Below are 17,672 nucleotides of genomic sequence, written 5' to 3'. Positions count from 1 at the left end.
AAAATTAACCCGACATGCAGGGCTTTATAGTTAACAATAAACTAATTGGCAAAAAATTAAGTTTACCGCACCAGGCTAAAATGCGCCCCAAACGTTTTAGCCACACCATATTCTGTATAGTATACCTTAAACCAGTAATCAGTAGACGGCAGGGGTGCACCATTTAGAGTGCCATCCCAGCCGCTGCCCGGCGAAAATAACGTTGTAATTAACTTGCCGTACCGGTCAAAAATATATACTGTAGCCTTAATGCCAAACTCGGGTTTATAGATATTCCAGGTTTCGTGGGTGCCATCGCCGTTAGGGGTAAAATAATTAGGGTACTTTATAGTAATATAATTCGGCAATATAACAACCGTTATCCTGTGCAAGCTACTGGTACAGTTGTTAATGGTTTGGCTTACATAATATACTGTTTTGCCAAGCTCATCAGATGTAATAACGGGTTTTTCACTTAGTGCATCAAAATTGCTATCATACCAGACTATATTTTCGCCGATTGCCATCAATGGCTGTACAGGGTCATACTGCTCATATTGTATTTTAGTATCAGTTACAGGAACCGGCGGTATAGGGTGTATAACTACGGTTATGGTTATCCTGGGGCTTTCGCACCCGTTTACAGACTGGCAAACGTAGTAATAAAAAGTACCGGGCACATCGCTGGGCGGTACAGGTGCAGTAGCGCTGCCGATACCTCCGTCTGGTGTTGTATACCAGGTGAGGCCTACTCCTGTAGCGGTTAAAGCTGTTGTGGGCTCATCCTTGCAATATTCATAATATTGTGTGGCTGTTGCAACATCAGGGGTTGCCAGTACAGTAACATGCACCGCGGTGCGCTGGCTCTCGCAGGCCCTTACGGTTTGCGAGGCGTAATACCACGCATTTCCTACGGTGCTGGTATCCGGAACAGGGGCTGCCGAAAGCGGTGTTCCGCCTATTGGGGTATCATACCACAAAATATCGGTGCCTACAGCTGTAAGTGCTGTAGCTGTAGCACCCTGGCAATAAATAACAGTATTATCGGTTGCGGGTGCATATATATCTTCTACACCTATATAAACAAACAGGGGTTGAGACTGGCAGCCCGAGGCATCTTTAACAGTAACAAAATAATAACCTTCGGTAAGCGATGAAAAAGTGTTAGACGTACTCCATGTGTCCCCACCATCTATACTATAAAAATCAGTAACGGTATCTATGGTTATTGAGCCCAGGCTACCGCAGGTTATATTATAAGGGGTAAATGAAGGCGGGCTGAAAAACGGTTGCGGCAGGTAAACATAATTTTCACCTACAGAGCAGCCCGTGTCGTCTTTAATCATTATATGATGCATTCCGTAATCAAGCTGTTTAGTATCGGATGTCTCCCATGTGGCGCCGCCATCAAAACTGTACAGGGCTGCCGGCGCAGTAATGGTTATGCTTCCTAAAACGCCACACTGCGGATTTACAGACGTATAATTAATATAATCTAAATTACTAAAATAGCTCAGGTTTGCTATGCTTGCCATAGAGGTACAGCCAGCTACGGTTTTTGTCTTTACTGCGTATATGCCAGACGGTAACAGGCCCGATACGTTACTTGCAGACCAGGTTACACCATTATCAAAGCTATAAAAGTCTGCGGGTGTATTTACCGTTATGGTACCATCGGAAATACAATTGGGCTGCACCACGGTAATATCCGGTTCCTGGTTAAAATTATTAACGATATATCCGGGAGATAAATAACATTCGGCACCATCGGTAACCTTTACCCTGTATTCTGCAGGGCCAGATCCCGGTTCTACGGCATAGGTGCTTTGCGTTGCCCCTACAATGGCTATACCATCTTTATACCACTGGAAAGTAGCCTCGTCAGACACTGTTACAGACAGGCTTGATGCCAATACAAGGTTGCTATTACAATAATCTCCGGTAGCATTAATATGTACATCAAATTTTGAAGCCTCGTTAAGAATAAGGTTGTCAAATAAAAAATAAGCATAGCAACTGATAACACTGTAAGCAGGGGGCAATGTGCGAGGCGCGCCTATCATAATTGCCTTTATATCGTCTGTAGGTGTAAAAGATATGGTAAGCTGCCCCCAGTGCGACTGCGGATTGTAAGAAGCCCTGCCCAGCTCTACCCACTCTGTGCTGGCCATATCCGGACTAAAAACAGTACTTAATGGCAGATTTATGCAATTCTGGGTACCGTAAATGGTAACATTAACCGGGTCATAATCAATTACATTATCATTACACGTACTTCCATCATTACTTATGGGCATGGAGGCAATATTAAAAGTAAGCTGGTATGGGGTATCGGCAACCATAGGCGCCAAAAGGCAGCTGCCCAGGTACTCGTTCCAGTCAGGCTTAAAAATAGCGGCGGTTATACCCTCTCCGTCAGGAAAAGGCATCAGCACATCCGAAAGTGCCTGCAAACCAGGGGCCATAGTACCGCAGGTGTTATAATAATCGGTAGTGGCATCAGTTGCCTGTACCCACCCTTCACAAAGGTTAAGTTGCGAAAAGCTCCAAGGGCATTCGCTATGTTCCTCAAACGAAGCATTGGGTATTATAGAAGGTACGGGCGTCTGGTTACCGCAGTTACAATCCGGGTCATTAAGGTCTATAAGGCCATCGCCGTCGTCATCAAGTGCATTATTACAAATTTCCTGGGCTGACAAGCATATGCTGCAAAGCAATACTAATGAAGTAATTATATTTTTCATAAAGTTGGTTTATTGGCTACCTACAAAAATATAATTATTGCCTTATGTAATAAAATTTTGTGTTTAAATATTATGCCTTAACTTTACACTCCAAACATCAATTGCATTATGAGCCATAAAATATTGCTTACAGCCCGCGAAGTCAATATCATCCTGCATCGTTTGGCCTGCCAGCTTATCGAAAAACACCTCGATTTTTCTGATACCGTACTTATTGGCATACAGCCAAGGGGAGGTTTTGTGGCAAGCCGTATTAAACACATCCTTGAAAAAGAATACAACGTTCCGCATATAGAAATAGGTTTCCTGGACATTACGTTTTTTCGTGATGATTTTCGCCGTGGCGATAAGCCCCTTGAGGCAAACCGTACCGAGATTGACTTTATTGTAGAGAACAAAAAGGTAATTTTTATAGACGACGTACTTTATACCGGGCGCAGCATACGTGCTGCACTTACTGCCATACAATCGTTTGGCCGCCCAAGTGAAATAGAGCTAATGGTGCTTATAGACCGCCGTTTTAGCCGTCACCTGCCCATACAGCCTGATTACAGGGGCCGCCAGGTAGATGCCATTAACGACGAAAAAGTAAGGGTATCATGGCAGGAAAATGAAGGAGAAGATTCTGTATACATAGTTTAACAAACGCGATAACAACACACTACTACACCAGATGAAAGAACTAAGCGTTAATCATTTATTAGGTATAAAGTATATCAACAAAAATGATATCGACCTTATTTTTGAAACAGCTGACCAGTTTAAGGAAGTAATAAACCGACCGATAAAAAAGGTACCCTCACTGAGGGATATTACCATTGCCAATATTTTCTTTGAAAACAGTACGCGTACCCGCCTGTCGTTTGAGCTGGCACAAAAAAGGCTTAGTGCCGATGTGATTAGCTTTAGCGCGGCGCAGTCGTCTGTAAAAAAGGGAGAAACCCTTATAGATACCGTAAACAATATACTAAGCATGAAGGTAGACATGGTGGTAATGCGCCATGAAAAACCGGGTGCGGCACATTTCCTGTCTAAGCACGTTAATGCAAGTATTGTTAATGCAGGCGATGGTGCACACGAACACCCTACACAGGCATTGCTGGACTCGTATACCATTCGTGAAAAACTGGGCGGTGTAGAAGGCAAAAAGGTGGTTATTGTGGGTGATATATTGCACAGCCGTGTGGCGCTTTCTAACATATTTGCACTGCAAATGCAGGGTGCCGAAGTAAAGGTATGCGGACCAAAAACACTGATACCACGCTATATAGAATCGCTGGGGGTAACAGTGGAGCCTAACCTGCGCAAAGCACTGGAGTGGGCCGATGTGGCTAATATGCTGCGTGTGCAAAACGAAAGACTGGACGTAAACTACTTCCCGTCTACGCGTGAATATGCACAGCAATACGGGCTTGATAAAGCTTTCCTTGATTCGCTTAATAAAGAAATTGTAATAATGCACCCGGGGCCTATAAACCGCGGGGTAGAGATAACCAGCGACGTGGCCGACTCTCAACAATCGGTAATACTGGAACAGGTAGAAAACGGTGTTGCAGTGCGTATGGCGGTTATTTACCTGCTGGCAAGCAAAATTAAACAGTAATAAAGCTACTGAGCTTCTGAGTTGCTTAGCAGCTTAGCAGCTCATTGGCTAAGCAGCTTTTAAAAATGAAAACAACTATACTTACAGATACCAATGCCGATGCTGTAGCTTTTTTAGAAAAGCTTACTGCGGGGTACAATGATTTTAAAGACAATAACGTAATCATCGACCTTAGTGCCCAGGACGGATTAACGTTTGAAAGCCTGCTGCCCTACCTGCCATTATCTGATAAGCACCGCAAGGGTAAAAAATCATTTGTGCTGGTAGTAAAGGATTTTGACATTGATGAAAATCCCGATGAACTTATTGTGGTACCTACCGTACAGGAAGCCCACGACATTATAGAAATGGAAGAAATAGAGCGCGATTTGGGCTTTTAGCGTTTAATTAAGGTATAGTTTATTGCATATTTTGTAACTTGTGCGGCTCGCATTGTTTTTATTAAATGCGGCACAAACACGATTACAATGACAATAACCATATTGGGTTGCTACGCAGCTACCCCACGCACGCTTACAAACCCTACATCGCAGGTACTGGAAATGAAAAACCGTATGTTCCTTATAGACTGCGGCGAAGGCACCCAAGTACAGCTGCGTAAAAACAAAATAAAGTTCAGCAAAATAAACCAGATTTTCATTTCGCACCTGCACGGCGACCACGTGTACGGGCTTATTGGTTTAATATCTACTTTCGCACTGCTGGGCCGAAAAAACGACCTGCACATATACGGCCCTAAAGGCATTAAGGAACTGATAACCGTTCAGCTACGCCTTTCTAATTCATGGACTTCTTATGATCTTTATTTCCATGAACTGGAATCAAAAGAACCCGAAGTTATTTTTGAAGACGACAAGGTAAAGGTTACCACAATACCTTTAAAACACCGCGTGTATACTAATGGTTACCTGTTCCAGGAAAAGAATACCGAACGAAAACTGAACATTGAAGCGGTAGAAAACTATGAAATAGACACCGTGTATTACAACAAAATAAAATACGGCGGCGACATAACCCTGGACAGCGGTGAAGTAATACCTAATGCAGCACTTACCTTTGACCCGCCACCGGCAAAAAGCTATGCCTTTTGCAGCGATACCATTTACCTGGAAAGCATAATCCCTGTAATACAAAATGTAGATGTGCTGTATCATGAAAGTACCTTCCTGGAAAGCGAGGCGCGCTACTGCGAGCCTACCATGCACAGTACGGCAAAACAGGCCGCTGAACTGGCAAAGAAAGCCAATGCCGGTACATTGATACTGGGCCACTACTCTACCCGCTATGAGTCTATAGAGCTTTTTAAAGACGAAGCCCGCACGGTTTTTGAAAACACAGAAATAGCCGATGACGGTAAGGTATTCGAATTTTAGCCTTTAAAGCATCCTTATACCGCAAAGTATGTTAAAGTGTTAAATCAGCATTAATTATACTGTTTTATCATTTTAATAGAAAATATGTTGCTAACTTAGAGGGGAAATATATTACAATTTTTTGAACCTTTAAGTTACTGCTATGGAACGAATTTACAACAGCAATCGCGCAGGAGTTGACCCGGCTGCCATTTCTTATGAAAAGGCCGCTTTAAATGCTGAAAGGAGCGTAAAGGAGGCTGAAGAATTGTCTTGCAGCCTGCAACTTAAAAACCTTCTACTAACAAATTTGAGGCTTTTAAAACTAAATGATTTAAGGTCTATTATTTTTTAGGAATAAAAACTAATATTATGAAAGAAAAAGGTAAACATATTGCTGGCGGTACACATAAAACACCTTTAACAGAGGGCGGAAAAGCTGTACCCAAAGCTAAGTATGACGACGGAAAGAATGAAGAGGAAACAGACAAATACCTTGCTCTGGAACAAGAAGGCGTTACCTATACCAAGGAACAGGATACTGAAAAAGTTCTGACAACCTGAAATATACAGGCAGCGTAAATAAAAGGGAATGGGATGAAGAAGGCGGAAACAGTAAAAACAGTGAGGCATTTAATCAGGATGATTATCTGCTGGAAGACAATGTAGACCTTGATGAAGACCAAAACCAGTCTGTTTCATCAGATGACGACGATTTTGAAGAGCTTAATGAGCGCTACACAAGCTGATTCGCTCTTTATTTTACAAATAAATTAGTCAATATTTTAATACATCCCCTTACATCACAAATGTTGGGGATTTTTTATTTAAGGCCAAACCCTTTTATTTTTACGGGGGTCTGCTACGTAAAATTACCTGTTTTAGTAATTCAGGTGTTTATACGCTTATATGCGTAAAATAAATTTTAAAAATTTGCCATACCCTAATAAACGACCAAATGGCAAATTTTACTAAAACACTTCTGCGTCATTCTGCTACATGGAGTGAAACAGAAACAACAAATAAAGAGATAGTTGGCTTTCCTGAGCATATAGTTTTCAACTGGGAACAGGGTTTTGATGTACTGCACTTTATCAATCGTTATATGGATTACAGGGGCTGGCAGGCAGAACAAACATTCCAGAAGATAGAATCGGCTATAAAAACCAGGCTACCGTTTTCTGCCCGAACCCACAAAGATGTACAGCAATGGCTGGACACAACCTTTAAGAAATAAGCTATGGAAGCCGTAGCACAAGAAATAAGGTTTGAGAAAGAGGATCTTCTTTACACCTATAACTGGAACAGAAAGCAGGTAAAAATACCTGTAGGCAAAAAGACCTTCAATAGGAGCCAGGGACATGAAATGCTGCATTTTATCAACGAATTTTTCAACTCGCACAATCTAAGCAGTGCCGCATCTTTTAAAAGGGCAGAATATTTATTGTACAACCATCTGCCCATAAATATTAAAAACCGAGACGAGGTTCGGTCATGGTTACTTAAATATTGGCACCACGAATTTTATACAAAATAGTTTGCACAAATATGCAATACTTCCTTCCACCAATACTACGAAAGGGTCGCTGCGAGCGGCCCTTTTATTATTTAAAATTGGTATAAACAAGTCGCTGCAACACCTTACCTCTATATGCTACAAAGCGTATACAAGGCGTATACAAAGTGTATACAAAGCGTGAACATTTGGTATACAATTGCCCAACAGCAGTTACAAAATCATCAACAGCATTTAGCAGTGTTTACTGAACGAATGGCTTCAGTACTTTTTTTATGAATGGAGGGTTATTTAATCGCCTATATCTTTTCGGATAAACTCAAGTACATCTGCAAAATATGACTCCAGGTTTTCAAATTCATGTTCGCCGGGATACCAGTTCGCAAATTTCCAATACCTCCATTTTTCATTTTCAGATTTCGGATATATAAGAAAGAAATGTTGTTCTTCATCTTCACCACTGATAAAAATAGCGCTCTCTAATTCTTCTAACTGATATGCCTCTATAAGAAAAGGATCTGAATCTTTTAAAAAAGTGATTTCTTGTACCGGGATAAACGATGGCTCTATTTGATTGGGGGCAGAAAAACCGTTTGTGATTTTCACAAAGTTAATATAGTCTTCGGGCAGTTTTAAACCTAAGCGTTTCTCAGTTGCTTTTATCTGTTCATCAGATGCCGGCTCAAACCCAAGCCATTCACTTTTGAGCTGTGCTTCAGTAGCTATCGCTTCGCCTGTTGAAACAGAGAATTTTGAAATGTCTTTTAGTATTTGTTCCATAAATAATAGTCAATTGGTTCATCAAATATAAACAAAAAAGAGCCTTTCGGCTCTTATTTACGTATTGCTACGTTATATTTCTTTATCATTTTCAGCATATCGGTATCGGTGCTAAAAACCGTGTTAAGCCCCTGCGGTTCCTGTGGCGGGTCGGCGGTAAAGGCATCGCCTTCGTGCCAATGTCCCTGTGCCGGGTTGTTTTTGCCTGTACCTCCATAGCCCCAAAAATTCAGCGCGGTAAAAGCCTTGTGCTGCTTTATGCTGTTTTCCAGCTTATCAAAAATAGCTTTGTAATACTGTTCGCGCTCTTTGGCTGGTACATTCCTATCCAGGCTTTCGTGGGCACGTGGCAAGCCAAATTCCTCCAGTACCAGCGGCTTGCGCAGCCTTTCGGCTACAGCGGTATGCTCGTCTATGTACTCCATGGTTTTGCTAATGGCTACCGGTAGGGTTTTGGCTGCATCCTCATGCTTGTACCAGCCCCAGTTCTTTGGCCAAATGTGCATGGTAAGGTAGTCGATTTTCGGGTTGTTGTGGGTACGCTTGTAGATAGCAGTATCATCTGCCGAACCCGCCTTACCCTCGCTACCGGTACAAATAAGGTGGTAACTGTCCAGCCCGTCTATGGTATTCACCACATCAGTAAGCCAGTTAGTAAACGCAGCCTCGTTATCGGCGGTAAACACGCGGGGCTCATTGCCCACCTGCCATGCCATAATGGTATTGTCTTCGGTATATTTAAGCTTGCTGTACGCATTAGTGCGGCCTATTATCTTGGCTATGTGCTTATTCAGCGCCTCGCGGCACGGTTCGCACTTGTGGAACTGCTTCACGTAGTCCATAAACTGCGGCCAGGTATTCGGCGGAATGTTCGGGTTGGGCAACTTACCGTAGCCGTTCCACTCCAGGTATTGCGCCATGCCCCCGCTCCATTCCCAGTTATTGGCCAGGTACAGCACGGCATACATATTGCGCTTACGCAATTCATTCAGTAGGTAATCAAGCCCGTCCAGCAGGTCTTCGTTGTACACTCCCTGCTGCGGTTGCAGTGCAGGCTTTACAGTAAAATCCTGTGTGCCACCCTCTGCTCCTACCATAATACGGAGGTTGTCTATACCGAATGCCTTCAGCTCATCAAGCTCTTTGGCAAGGCGGACACGATCGCCCACGCTTTTACTGGCCAGCAGGCTGCCGTACCAGTAGTTAGCACCTATGTAGTGGTAAGGCTTGTTTCCCTTATAAAATTCGGTTCCTTTTACGGTAATATGCTCAGGCTGACTTGTTTTTTGTGCCGAACACGATACCCCAAACGATACAGCCGTAATGGCCAATGCGGTTTTTAATGTGTTTGTCATACAAATTATGTCTTACGGGTTTAAAAGTGAGGGCGCGGCTTTCCTCACAAACCACGCCCTACGAAAAACATTAACCCAAATCTTAATCTATTCTGTAATGGTGTACATAGCAGGTAAATCGTCCTGCAACACCGATGTAGCCTTATTTGCAAAGGTTACAAAATCCTGCGTATTGCTTTGCCCCGCAGGTGGCACGTAGTAACCGTCCTGGTCGTTGTACCAAAACATTACATACGCCGGTTTTACTTTATTCAGCGTAAGTGCATTATACAGGTTAGTGCTGAAAAATCCGCTTATGGGGCTGTTGCTTGCAGTAACACGATAGCCGGTTTCGGTCATGGCACAAATTTTCACCTTGGTTGTAGCCAGGTCGCTTACCATTTTAAGTTTGGTATTTGCGGTGCTGTAACCCGAACTGCTGCCGGTACTAAAATCGCCGTAATTGTCCATACCCAGTACATCTACATATCCATCGCCGGGATAGCGCTCCAGGTACGTAGCCGATGTGCTGTAGCTGTTGTCCGGCGAATAGGCATACAGTACATTGTGTACCCCTTTTGTATCGCGCAGGTAGGTAACTAAAAACTGGTAGGCTTCCTTGTACTGGGCTGCGGTGCAATAAGGAGCACCCCACCAGAACCAGTTTCCGTCAAACTCATGAAAAGGACGGAAAATAACCGGTATCAGTTTACCGTCTGCTCCTTTAAGGTTGTTCAGCACACTAGCTACTTTATCAAGCTTTTGCTTAAAATAGTCGTGGTTAGCACCTCCTGGAAGTATACTGGCAAAAGCCGAGTATTTTTCCTCATTGGTCATATCAGCAGCATAAAAAGTTTCACCATGATACGGTTCCCTAATATGCCAGCTAAAGGTGTTTACCATACCGCTGTTATACGCCTGCTTGGCTGCAGTGGTAATGGCTACCTCCTGCTGGTAAAACCAGTTGTCGGCCTGCCCGGTGTTGTTATTATCGGTAATGAACATAAAGTCCGAACCCAAAAGAGCAGGGTCGCTGCCTGTGGCCTTCTTAATATCAGAACTCCCGGAATTACCCTGGTAGAAGCTGTTAAAAGCATCCTGCTGCCCAATAAGGCACTTTGTTTTTTGTGTTTTTCTCAAATTGTAAAAGAGCGCTACCGTTTCGGCAGTGGCATTCGGGTCGGCCATATAGGTACGCACGTTTGCCGCCGTCATCGGGTCGTCGTCCACCACTACAGGCGTAGTGTCGGTACTACTATCATTATCACTGCCGCATGATGCAGCCAGCACCATACCCATAACGAGCAGGCTTACTGTAAATTTTTTCATAGCGTGTGTTAGTCGTATTGTGCCGGATAAGTGGCACGGGTAAATTTCATTTAACGTATGCAAATTACTCCATCAATCGTTTTCGTAATACTGCTATTTTGTCAAAAAAAGGTATTATATTTTCAAGGAATTATCTTGCTAAGAGCATCTCTCTTTTGCGGCTTGGCGCCTTTGCGAGAAATTTAATCTTGACGAATACATTCCCACCCCATGTGTACTGAATATTGTGTGGACACAAGTCGTTTTGTAGACTTTGTAAAAAACTTTGTGAGCCTTATGGCAGAAAATTTCTCGCAAAGGCGCCAAGCCGCTAAGATGTTCCATACGATAATCCGAAGGAGGGGAATTGTAGTACCTAATCCATTTGAGTGAAGCTACTCCCTCTCTCTTGGAGAGGGCTGGGGAGAGGCTTACAGTCTCTTTATCAGTTCCAGGCATGCCCTGCTGTTGTGGTACGGGCATTTCCAGAAACCGGCTTTGTCTTTTTCTATCAGCTTATAGTTTGCATCCACGCCCCATATCCATTCGCCATTAGCGGTATCCAGTATGTGCTGCTGTACAAACTGCCAGTTGCGTGTTGTGGCATCCAGGTATTTTGCATCACCAGTAAGTTGCCATGCATTAACCATGCCTATCATAAACTCGCTTTGGGGCCACCAGTGTTTTTCGGCAATAAGGTGGTTTTCCTGAGGGTCGTATTCGTACCAAAGTCCGCCATCGGTTTCATCTACCCCTTCAAAGGTAGCATCGGCCATAATAACCGCGTGCTTTTTGTAAATGGCTATTAACTGTTCATCGCCTATCACTTCAGCGCACCATTGCAGCAGCCATGCCGCCTCAATATCATGTCCGTAGGAAATAACATCGGGCTTCTCTACCCATTCTTCGTTAAAGAACAGGTGCAAATGCCCGGTGTCTATGTCCATAAAATGATTGTTTATGGTAATAAGCAGTTGCGATATAACACTTTTTAAACCAGCATCGGGCCACACACGATACAAGTTAGCATACCCTTCTACAATGTGCAGGTGGGTATTCATGGTCTTTTTTTCGTTGGCGTCCTTATCGCTCAGGCGAAGGTCGTCTATGGGTTGCCAGTCGCGGGTAAAGGCTTCCAGGTAGCCCGAATACTCCTTGTCAAAACTGTGCTCCTCAATCTTTTTATACAGGCTGACAGCCAGTTGCAGGGCATCTTCATTTTGGGTAACGGCATAATATTCCGAAAGCCCATAAATGGTAAACGCCAGCGCATAAATTTGGTTTTTGGTATCCTTTGGCGAACCGTCGGCATTTACACTCCAAAAGATACCGCCGTGCTCCTTATCGTAAAAATAAGTGGCAATATAACGGTATGCCCGGTGTGCTAACTCTAAGTGTGCTTCGTTTTGCGTAACCGGATACGCCGCAGCAAATGCCCACAATATGCGGGCATTCATTACGGAGCCTTTTTCAGCTGTATAATCATTTTGTTCGTTACAGTCTATGGTGCCTATAAAGCCACCGTTAACGGTATCTGTGGTATTTTTTTCCCAATACCCCATAATGCTGTGCAGCTCACGGAGCATGGCTTCCTTAAGTTGTGCCATTATAAAAACTTCTTGTTGCTGTCTACAAGATCTATAATTGTTTGTACCGAACCTCCCGAAGTAAAGGTATCTGCAGGCGAGTTGATTACATAATCTACTAGCTTGTCTACGGTAGAAACCGCTACGTGCATGCGCGTATCAGACGATGCGTAGTAAATGTACACTGTACCGTCTTCGTCGGCAATCCAGCCGTTACCAAAAAGCACGTTGCTTACATCGCCCACACGCTCCTCACCTTCCGGAGCCATAAAGTAGCCCGCCGGGTGGTAAATAACCTTGTCTATCTCGTTAAGATCGGTCATAAACATATACAGCGTATAGCGTAGCCCGGCAGCAGTGTTACGCACACCGTGTGCCAGGTGCAGCCAGCCTTTATCGGTTTTAATAGGCTCAGGGCCAAGGCCGTTTTTCAGTTCGTAAATAGTATGGTATACCTTACCACAAATGATTTTTTCATCCAGCACTTCAGGGTTTTCCATTTTGTCAATGAAGCCAAGGCCAATACCGCCTCCACTGCCTACATCGATAAAACCATCCTGAGGGCGTGTGTATATGGCGTACTTGCCGTTTACAAACTCAGGGTGCAGTACCACATTGCGCTGCTGGCCTGTATTGCTTATCAGGTCGGGCAGGCGCTCCCAGTTGATAAGATCTTTAGTGCGTACAATACCGGCATTGGCTATAGCCGAACTGGTATCGCCTTTAGGGGCGTTAGGGTCTTTGCGCTCGGTACAAAAAATACCGTACACATAGCCGTCTTCATGCTGAATAAGCCTCATGTCGTATACATTGGTATCCGGGTTACCCTCAATTTGCGGTATAACCACAGGCTTGTCCCAAAACACAAAATTGTCTATGCCGTTAGGGCTTTCTGCAATCGCAAAAAACGATTTACGGTCTACCCCTTCCACACGCACGCACATAATGTACCTGCCGTTCCACTTGGTAGCACCGGCATTAAACGCAGCGTTAAAGCCTATGCGTTCCATACCGTGCGGATTGGTGGCAGCATTAAAGTCGTACCTCCAGTGCAGTGGCACGTGTGCGGCGGTAACCACAGGATTTTTGTAGCGGGTATATACGCCATTGCCGGTATCAGCAGGCTCATTCTTCTTTTCTGTAAGTTCACGATGGGCTTTTACCAGCGCGTCATAATTCGGTATTTTAACCGTGTTTTCAGTAATCATATCCAATACCCTTTTTAGTTAATTGGTGCAATTGTTGTTTTTTTAAAAATCGGTGAGTCGGTTCCACCATGTTTTTTTCATTACGGCAAATATTACCGCCAGTAAAACCAGCACGGTAAAGAACCCGGTCCATTTACTTAAAATAAAGTACATGGGCAGCAGCGTAAGCAATATTTGTCCGGCAATACCCATAGCCACGTTCGCCATGTTAATGCCAAAGTTTTTGTTGCGTTGCAGTTCCGGGTCCTCTTGTTGTGCAAGTTCGTGTATGGGTTTCCACATACCCCACGGTCTTACCGTTTTGTAAAAATTCACCAGTGTAGCTGTTTCCGTTGGAGGCGCCGCGTAAGAACCCAAAATACAGGCGACCAACTGAATAACAAAAAACACCGGGAAAAAGTACAGCATACGGGTACCGTCAAAGAAATGGCTGATGCCCGTAACCGATAAGAACGGTGGTATGGCGCTGGCAATAATGCCGGCAAGCATTCCCCAAAAGAAACCGGAAGCATTAAAGCGCCACCAGTACCATTTGAGTACATTAGCACACACAAAGCCCCCATACAGCCCTGCAGTGATAATGTTGAATATCATGTTTACGTCTTTTATAAGCAACCCAAGGCCTACACCCAGGATTACCATAAGCGTACCCGAAAGGTACCCCATGCGGATGATCTGTTTCCTGTCGGCATCGGGTTTAAAGTATTTCAGGTAAATATCGTTTACTATATACGCCTGCCCTGCGTTTAGCGTACCGCTAAAATTGCTCATAAACGCACCAAGGAAACCGGCAAGCACCAGCCCCACAAGCCCTACAGGCAGGTATTTGTTTATTACAGCCGGCATAATACTCTCAAAGTTAATACCATCGGCAGTATGGTTTAGTTGCAGGTCTTTAAAGTACAGCACACCCAGAATACACAAGCCCATGGTCATAAAATAACGGATAGGCAGCAGTATGATAGAAATGAAACCACTCATTTTACTGGCTTCCTCCGGCGACTTGGTACTTAATATCTTTTGGCAATCGTAGTTTGGTGCAGGCCCGGCAAGGCTTTTAAGCACCCCGCTAAAGAACATCATGGCTACCACGGCAGAGAACAGCTTGTAACCGTCCTGCTCCAGCTTGTGCTGTGCCTCAGGCAATATGGTTTGCCAGTCCAGTCCCAGTTCGGCACCAAACAGCGGGCTATCCCACCCCAGTGGCATTTTATCGGTAAATACTATACCGCTATCTGCCAGTGCACTCATGGCTATAGTACCCACAAACAGCGAGCACACTATCATAATCATGTACTTTATAAAGTCGGCCAGTACAATACCGTGCATCCCCCCTACTATACTGTAGAATGTAGCCACAATACAAATGCTTACCCCATAAAACTGAGCTGTAAAATGCTTGGCATCTACCAATGCTGTTACATATTCGGCTGAGCCAATGGTAAACTGCTCTAAGTGCTGGTCTAAAAATGGTACTACCGTTTTTATAGTATCATACGGAATGAATATTTCAAGGAATTCGCCCACGCCCACAAATGCATAGGCCATATAGCCCACACACAGCATTAGCGCAAATACCACCACTATAGCGTGGCTGCTTTTTACACCTTTATCGGTAAGGCCAAAACGCGTACCCAGCCATTCGGCACCGGTAGTGGCATTGCTTCGCCTAAGCCATTTGCTTACAAATACCATAAGGAACACCTGGTTAAACACCGGCCACATCCACGGAATCCATACGCTTTTAAAACCGTACAAAAACGCCATACTTACCAGTAGCATGGTACCGCTAATATCAAACATATCGCTGGCATCGCTAAGCCCCAGCATGTACCAGGGCAGCGACTTGCCCCCCATAAGGTAACTGTCTTTACTGCGCTTGGCGCGATTTTTCATTACAATACCTATGGCCACCATCAGTATAAAATAAGCGGCAATAATAGAAAGGTCTATAGCTGTAAGTCTCATTATATCATGGAGTCACGCCGTGCGTGATTATTTTTTATAAAGGTTGAATTTGGTTACTTCTTTCTGGAACAGGGTTTCGGGCTGCTTGTAATATTTTATAAAATCAGCCTCATATTTGTGCCCCTTGTACGGCGCATAGTAGTGCATGTGCGGCGGATTTACATACTCGTTCCAGCCGTGGTTGCGCCATACCAGCACGTACGATATTTTCCTGTTTCCTATAGCATTAGTAAGGGTTTCTGTCCACCAGGTAGCATACGGTATCTGCTCAAAACCCGTCTCGGCAATCGATGAAAGCTTGTGGTGTTCGGTAGCCACCTCATCTATTATCCCTACGAGGCGGTGTGTATCGGCCGCAAACTTTTCGCGTTTTTCAGCTTCCTCGCCACCCTGGTAAATATCAAAGCTTACCATATCTACATACTCATCACCGGGATAGTACTCCATAAAATCGGCTTTGGTTTGGACATTGGCATCGCTGGTATTGTATACATACAGCAGGTTGTGCACGCCTTTGCTTTCAAAATAGTTTACCGTGAATTTCCACAGCGCTTTAAACTGCTCAGGGGTGGTAGTATTTTTGCACCACCAGAACCAATTTCCCGTAAATTCGTGATACGGACGGAAAAGTATCGGCACCAGCTTACCATCCTTCCCTTTTAGTGTAAGGAAGTAGGCAGCGGCATTATCAAGCCACGATTTAAACAGCTCGTGCTTAGCACCGCCCGGCAGCACCGATGCTACCGTACCCGGCTCGTTGTTCCAGGCATCCTTACCCGTAAGCGGGTTGTTCATGTGCCAGCTAAAAGTGTTTACACCTCCCCTATTGTATACCGTTTCTACAAAGTGCTTCTGTTTGCTAAACGGCACACCATCAAGGTCTTTATCTTCTTTATTCTCTATGCGTCCCAGGTCCCACCCGTATACCGCAGGGTAATCTCCGGTTACGTCTTTTATGTCGCTGCGGCCTTCTTCATAACGCCAGTTTACACCGTATGCCAGTGCATCCTGGTGCCCGAACATATACCCTTTTTCGCGGGCTTTAAACAAATTTTGGTACAAAACCACCGTTTCGGGCGTGGCATTTTTATCGGCCGGAAGCTGCACACTGGCAGTAGTTTGTGAGGTGCTTTTGCACGATACAAGAAAAATTCCGGCTATAATTATGGCAATATTATTTTTCATCTATATTTGCATGTGCTTCAAAAGAATTTTATAAGATTGTAAAATTCTTAAATTATTTGATTGATAATTCCCAACAGTATAATTTTATCAACCCTTTTTTGATAATGCCAAAGATATAACGAGCATACAAGAAGCGTTAATATTATTTTATCATTATTATAACAAATTATAACAAACGTTGTAGTAACTATGGACAACCAGAAATTCCACCGCGAAATCCCCCCCTTGTCTAAGGACGATAGCTTCCTTGTATTTGATAGGCACAAAGACACTTTTGAGTTTCCTATACACTACCATCCGGAGTATGAAATTAACTTTATTTATGGTGGAAAGGGCGTAAAACGTATTGTGGGCGACCACATTGAGGAGATAGACGACATAGAGCTGGTACTGGTAGGCCCTAACCTGCCCCACGGCTGGGAATTGCACAAATGCAAGAACAAAGACATAAACGAAATAACCATACAGTTTCATAACGACCTCTTTGACGATTCGTTGCTGGAACGCCGCATTATGCGCCCCATACGCGATATGTTTAACCGCAGTAACCACGGTATACTATTCTCTAAAAAAACATCGGCCGAACTGGCCGAACGTTTCCGCCGCATTAGTAAGCTGGACGGCATGGACTATTTCCTGGAAATTATGTCGATACTGCACGATATGGCAAACTCGCGCAACCAGCGCCTGCTGAGCAACTACAGTGTAGACAGCGATGTTTTTGAAGACAGCGACAAAATGAAGCTGGTGTACGAGTACATACAAAGAAACTTCAGCGAAAAAATAACCCTGGACGATGTAAGCGGTGTAGCCAGTATGAGCCCGGTATCTTTTAACCGTTTTATAAAAAAACGCACCAACAAAACTTTTGTAAACTACCTGAACGACATACGCGTGGGCTACGCGGCGCGCTGGCTTATTGAAAAAGACCTGAGCATAAGCGAAATTGCTTACAAGAGCGGTTTTAATAACATTGCCAACTTTAACCGCATATTTAAAAGTATAAAAAAGACCACCCCAAGCCAGTACCGCGATGAGTTCCACGGCATGAAACGCTTCCTGTAACCTTATTAAAGCTGACAAAAAAGTACAAGCATTTCTTTGCTTCA

At 44.0% G+C, this 17,672-nt stretch carries 17 protein-coding genes; 9 read left to right on the top strand and 8 right to left on the bottom strand.

Annotated features, from left to right (window positions below; all coding sequences use genetic code 11):
* Positions 1 to 62: 62 nt before the first annotated feature.
* On the bottom strand, positions 63 to 2,723 hold the full coding sequence (locus ACLI1A_RS08080) for a T9SS type B sorting domain-containing protein (RefSeq protein WP_411407950.1): 2,661 nt from the start codon (positions 2,721 to 2,723) through the stop codon (positions 63 to 65).
* Positions 2,724 to 2,831: 108 nt separating this feature from the next.
* On the opposite strand from ACLI1A_RS08080, the gene pyrR reads away from it, so the two are divergent.
* From pyrR to ACLI1A_RS08040, 8 genes are all read left to right on the top strand, one after another.
* Positions 2,832 to 3,365 carry a bifunctional pyr operon transcriptional regulator/uracil phosphoribosyltransferase PyrR gene (gene pyrR, locus ACLI1A_RS08075; RefSeq protein WP_411407948.1) on the top strand — a complete coding sequence of 178 codons (534 nt, stop codon included), beginning with the start codon at positions 2,832 to 2,834 and terminating at the stop codon, positions 3,363 to 3,365.
* A gap of 31 nt (positions 3,366 to 3,396) precedes the next feature.
* Positions 3,397 to 4,326, top strand: coding sequence for an aspartate carbamoyltransferase catalytic subunit (locus ACLI1A_RS08070; protein WP_411407946.1), 930 nt, complete (start codon positions 3,397 to 3,399; stop codon positions 4,324 to 4,326).
* A 65-nt stretch (positions 4,327 to 4,391) separates the two neighbouring features.
* Positions 4,392 to 4,706, top strand: a complete 315-nt coding sequence (locus ACLI1A_RS08065) for a ribonuclease Z (RefSeq protein WP_411407944.1) — start codon at positions 4,392 to 4,394, stop codon at positions 4,704 to 4,706.
* Positions 4,707 to 4,793: 87 nt separating this feature from the next.
* On the top strand, positions 4,794 to 5,699 hold the full coding sequence (locus ACLI1A_RS08060) for a ribonuclease Z (protein WP_411407942.1): 906 nt from the start codon (positions 4,794 to 4,796) through the stop codon (positions 5,697 to 5,699).
* 142 nt (positions 5,700 to 5,841) lie between these two features.
* Entirely contained in the window at positions 5,842 to 6,033 is a 192-nt protein-coding gene (locus ACLI1A_RS08055; protein WP_411407940.1) for a hypothetical protein, read from the top strand.
* A 17-nt stretch (positions 6,034 to 6,050) separates the two neighbouring features.
* Positions 6,051 to 6,242 carry a hypothetical protein gene (locus ACLI1A_RS08050; RefSeq protein WP_411407938.1) on the top strand — a complete coding sequence of 64 codons (192 nt, stop codon included), beginning with the start codon at positions 6,051 to 6,053 and terminating at the stop codon, positions 6,240 to 6,242.
* Positions 6,243 to 6,636: 394 nt separating this feature from the next.
* Positions 6,637 to 6,915 carry a hypothetical protein gene (locus tag ACLI1A_RS08045; protein ID WP_411407936.1) on the top strand — a complete coding sequence of 93 codons (279 nt, stop codon included), beginning with the start codon at positions 6,637 to 6,639 and terminating at the stop codon, positions 6,913 to 6,915.
* A gap of 3 nt (positions 6,916 to 6,918) precedes the next feature.
* Entirely contained in the window at positions 6,919 to 7,215 is a 297-nt protein-coding gene (locus ACLI1A_RS08040) for a hypothetical protein (protein ID WP_411407934.1), read from the top strand.
* Between the two features lie 270 nt (positions 7,216 to 7,485).
* Here ACLI1A_RS08040 and ACLI1A_RS08035 read toward each other — a convergent pair whose 3' ends face one another.
* The 7 genes from ACLI1A_RS08035 to ACLI1A_RS08005 form a co-directional block, all read right to left on the bottom strand.
* A complete protein-coding gene (locus ACLI1A_RS08035; protein ID WP_411407932.1) occupies positions 7,486 to 7,974 on the bottom strand; it encodes an SMI1/KNR4 family protein in 489 nt (162 codons plus the stop codon).
* A gap of 53 nt (positions 7,975 to 8,027) precedes the next feature.
* Complete coding sequence (locus ACLI1A_RS08030) at positions 8,028 to 9,329, bottom strand: glycoside hydrolase 5 family protein (protein WP_411407930.1); 1,302 nt, start codon at positions 9,327 to 9,329, stop codon at positions 8,028 to 8,030.
* 87 nt (positions 9,330 to 9,416) lie between these two features.
* Positions 9,417 to 10,637, bottom strand: a complete 1,221-nt coding sequence (locus ACLI1A_RS08025; RefSeq protein WP_411407928.1) for a glycoside hydrolase family 26 protein — start codon at positions 10,635 to 10,637, stop codon at positions 9,417 to 9,419.
* A gap of 410 nt (positions 10,638 to 11,047) precedes the next feature.
* A complete protein-coding gene (locus ACLI1A_RS08020; protein WP_411407926.1) occupies positions 11,048 to 12,223 on the bottom strand; it encodes an AGE family epimerase/isomerase in 1,176 nt (391 codons plus the stop codon).
* Positions 12,223 to 13,410: a glycosidase gene (locus tag ACLI1A_RS08015; protein ID WP_411407924.1), complete on the bottom strand. Its 1,188-nt coding sequence runs from the start codon at positions 13,408 to 13,410 to the stop codon at positions 12,223 to 12,225. Before ACLI1A_RS08015 ends, ACLI1A_RS08020 begins: the two co-directional genes overlap by 1 nt.
* Before the next feature lie 42 nt (positions 13,411 to 13,452).
* Positions 13,453 to 15,378, bottom strand: a complete 1,926-nt coding sequence (locus tag ACLI1A_RS08010; protein WP_411407922.1) for a sodium:solute symporter family protein — start codon at positions 15,376 to 15,378, stop codon at positions 13,453 to 13,455.
* Between the two features lie 27 nt (positions 15,379 to 15,405).
* A complete protein-coding gene (locus ACLI1A_RS08005) occupies positions 15,406 to 16,563 on the bottom strand; it encodes a glycoside hydrolase family 26 protein (protein ID WP_411407920.1) in 1,158 nt (385 codons plus the stop codon).
* Between the two features lie 189 nt (positions 16,564 to 16,752).
* Here ACLI1A_RS08005 and ACLI1A_RS08000 point away from each other — a divergent pair, with 189 nt between their 5' ends.
* The gene (locus ACLI1A_RS08000) at positions 16,753 to 17,628 is read left to right on the top strand and encodes a helix-turn-helix domain-containing protein (protein ID WP_411407918.1); all 876 of its coding nucleotides are present in this window, start codon (positions 16,753 to 16,755) and stop codon (positions 17,626 to 17,628) included.
* The last annotated feature ends 44 nt before the right edge of the window (positions 17,629 to 17,672 follow it).

The organism is Flavobacterium sp. RHBU_3, from assembly GCF_046613565.1.
GTDB lineage: Bacteria > Bacteroidota > Bacteroidia > Flavobacteriales > Flavobacteriaceae > Flavobacterium.
The sequence above is the reverse complement of the archived record's forward strand: the minus strand, read 5'-3'. Positions and strand labels throughout refer to the sequence as shown.

Bases quoted from the DNA above. Each gene is read 5' to 3' on its own strand.
- ACLI1A_RS08080 (WP_411407950.1), bottom strand. From the start codon at position 2,723: ATGAAAAATATAATTACTTCATTAGTATTGCTTTGCAGCATATGCTTG.
- pyrR (WP_411407948.1), top strand. From the start codon at position 2,832: ATGAGCCATAAAATATTGCTTACAGCCCGCGAAGTCAATATCATCCTG.
- ACLI1A_RS08070 (WP_411407946.1), top strand. From the start codon at position 3,397: ATGAAAGAACTAAGCGTTAATCATTTATTAGGTATAAAGTATATCAAC.
- ACLI1A_RS08065 (WP_411407944.1), top strand. From the start codon at position 4,392: ATGAAAACAACTATACTTACAGATACCAATGCCGATGCTGTAGCTTTT.
- ACLI1A_RS08060 (WP_411407942.1), top strand. From the start codon at position 4,794: ATGACAATAACCATATTGGGTTGCTACGCAGCTACCCCACGCACGCTT.
- ACLI1A_RS08055 (WP_411407940.1), top strand. From the start codon at position 5,842: ATGGAACGAATTTACAACAGCAATCGCGCAGGAGTTGACCCGGCTGCC.
- ACLI1A_RS08050 (WP_411407938.1), top strand. From the start codon at position 6,051: ATGAAAGAAAAAGGTAAACATATTGCTGGCGGTACACATAAAACACCT.
- ACLI1A_RS08045 (WP_411407936.1), top strand. From the start codon at position 6,637: ATGGCAAATTTTACTAAAACACTTCTGCGTCATTCTGCTACATGGAGT.
- ACLI1A_RS08040 (WP_411407934.1), top strand. From the start codon at position 6,919: ATGGAAGCCGTAGCACAAGAAATAAGGTTTGAGAAAGAGGATCTTCTT.
- ACLI1A_RS08035 (WP_411407932.1), bottom strand. From the start codon at position 7,974: ATGGAACAAATACTAAAAGACATTTCAAAATTCTCTGTTTCAACAGGC.
- ACLI1A_RS08030 (WP_411407930.1), bottom strand. From the start codon at position 9,329: ATGACAAACACATTAAAAACCGCATTGGCCATTACGGCTGTATCGTTT.
- ACLI1A_RS08025 (WP_411407928.1), bottom strand. From the start codon at position 10,637: ATGAAAAAATTTACAGTAAGCCTGCTCGTTATGGGTATGGTGCTGGCT.
- ACLI1A_RS08020 (WP_411407926.1), bottom strand. From the start codon at position 12,223: ATGGCACAACTTAAGGAAGCCATGCTCCGTGAGCTGCACAGCATTATG.
- ACLI1A_RS08015 (WP_411407924.1), bottom strand. From the start codon at position 13,410: ATGATTACTGAAAACACGGTTAAAATACCGAATTATGACGCGCTGGTA.
- ACLI1A_RS08010 (WP_411407922.1), bottom strand. From the start codon at position 15,378: ATGAGACTTACAGCTATAGACCTTTCTATTATTGCCGCTTATTTTATA.
- ACLI1A_RS08005 (WP_411407920.1), bottom strand. From the start codon at position 16,563: ATGAAAAATAATATTGCCATAATTATAGCCGGAATTTTTCTTGTATCG.
- ACLI1A_RS08000 (WP_411407918.1), top strand. From the start codon at position 16,753: ATGGACAACCAGAAATTCCACCGCGAAATCCCCCCCTTGTCTAAGGAC.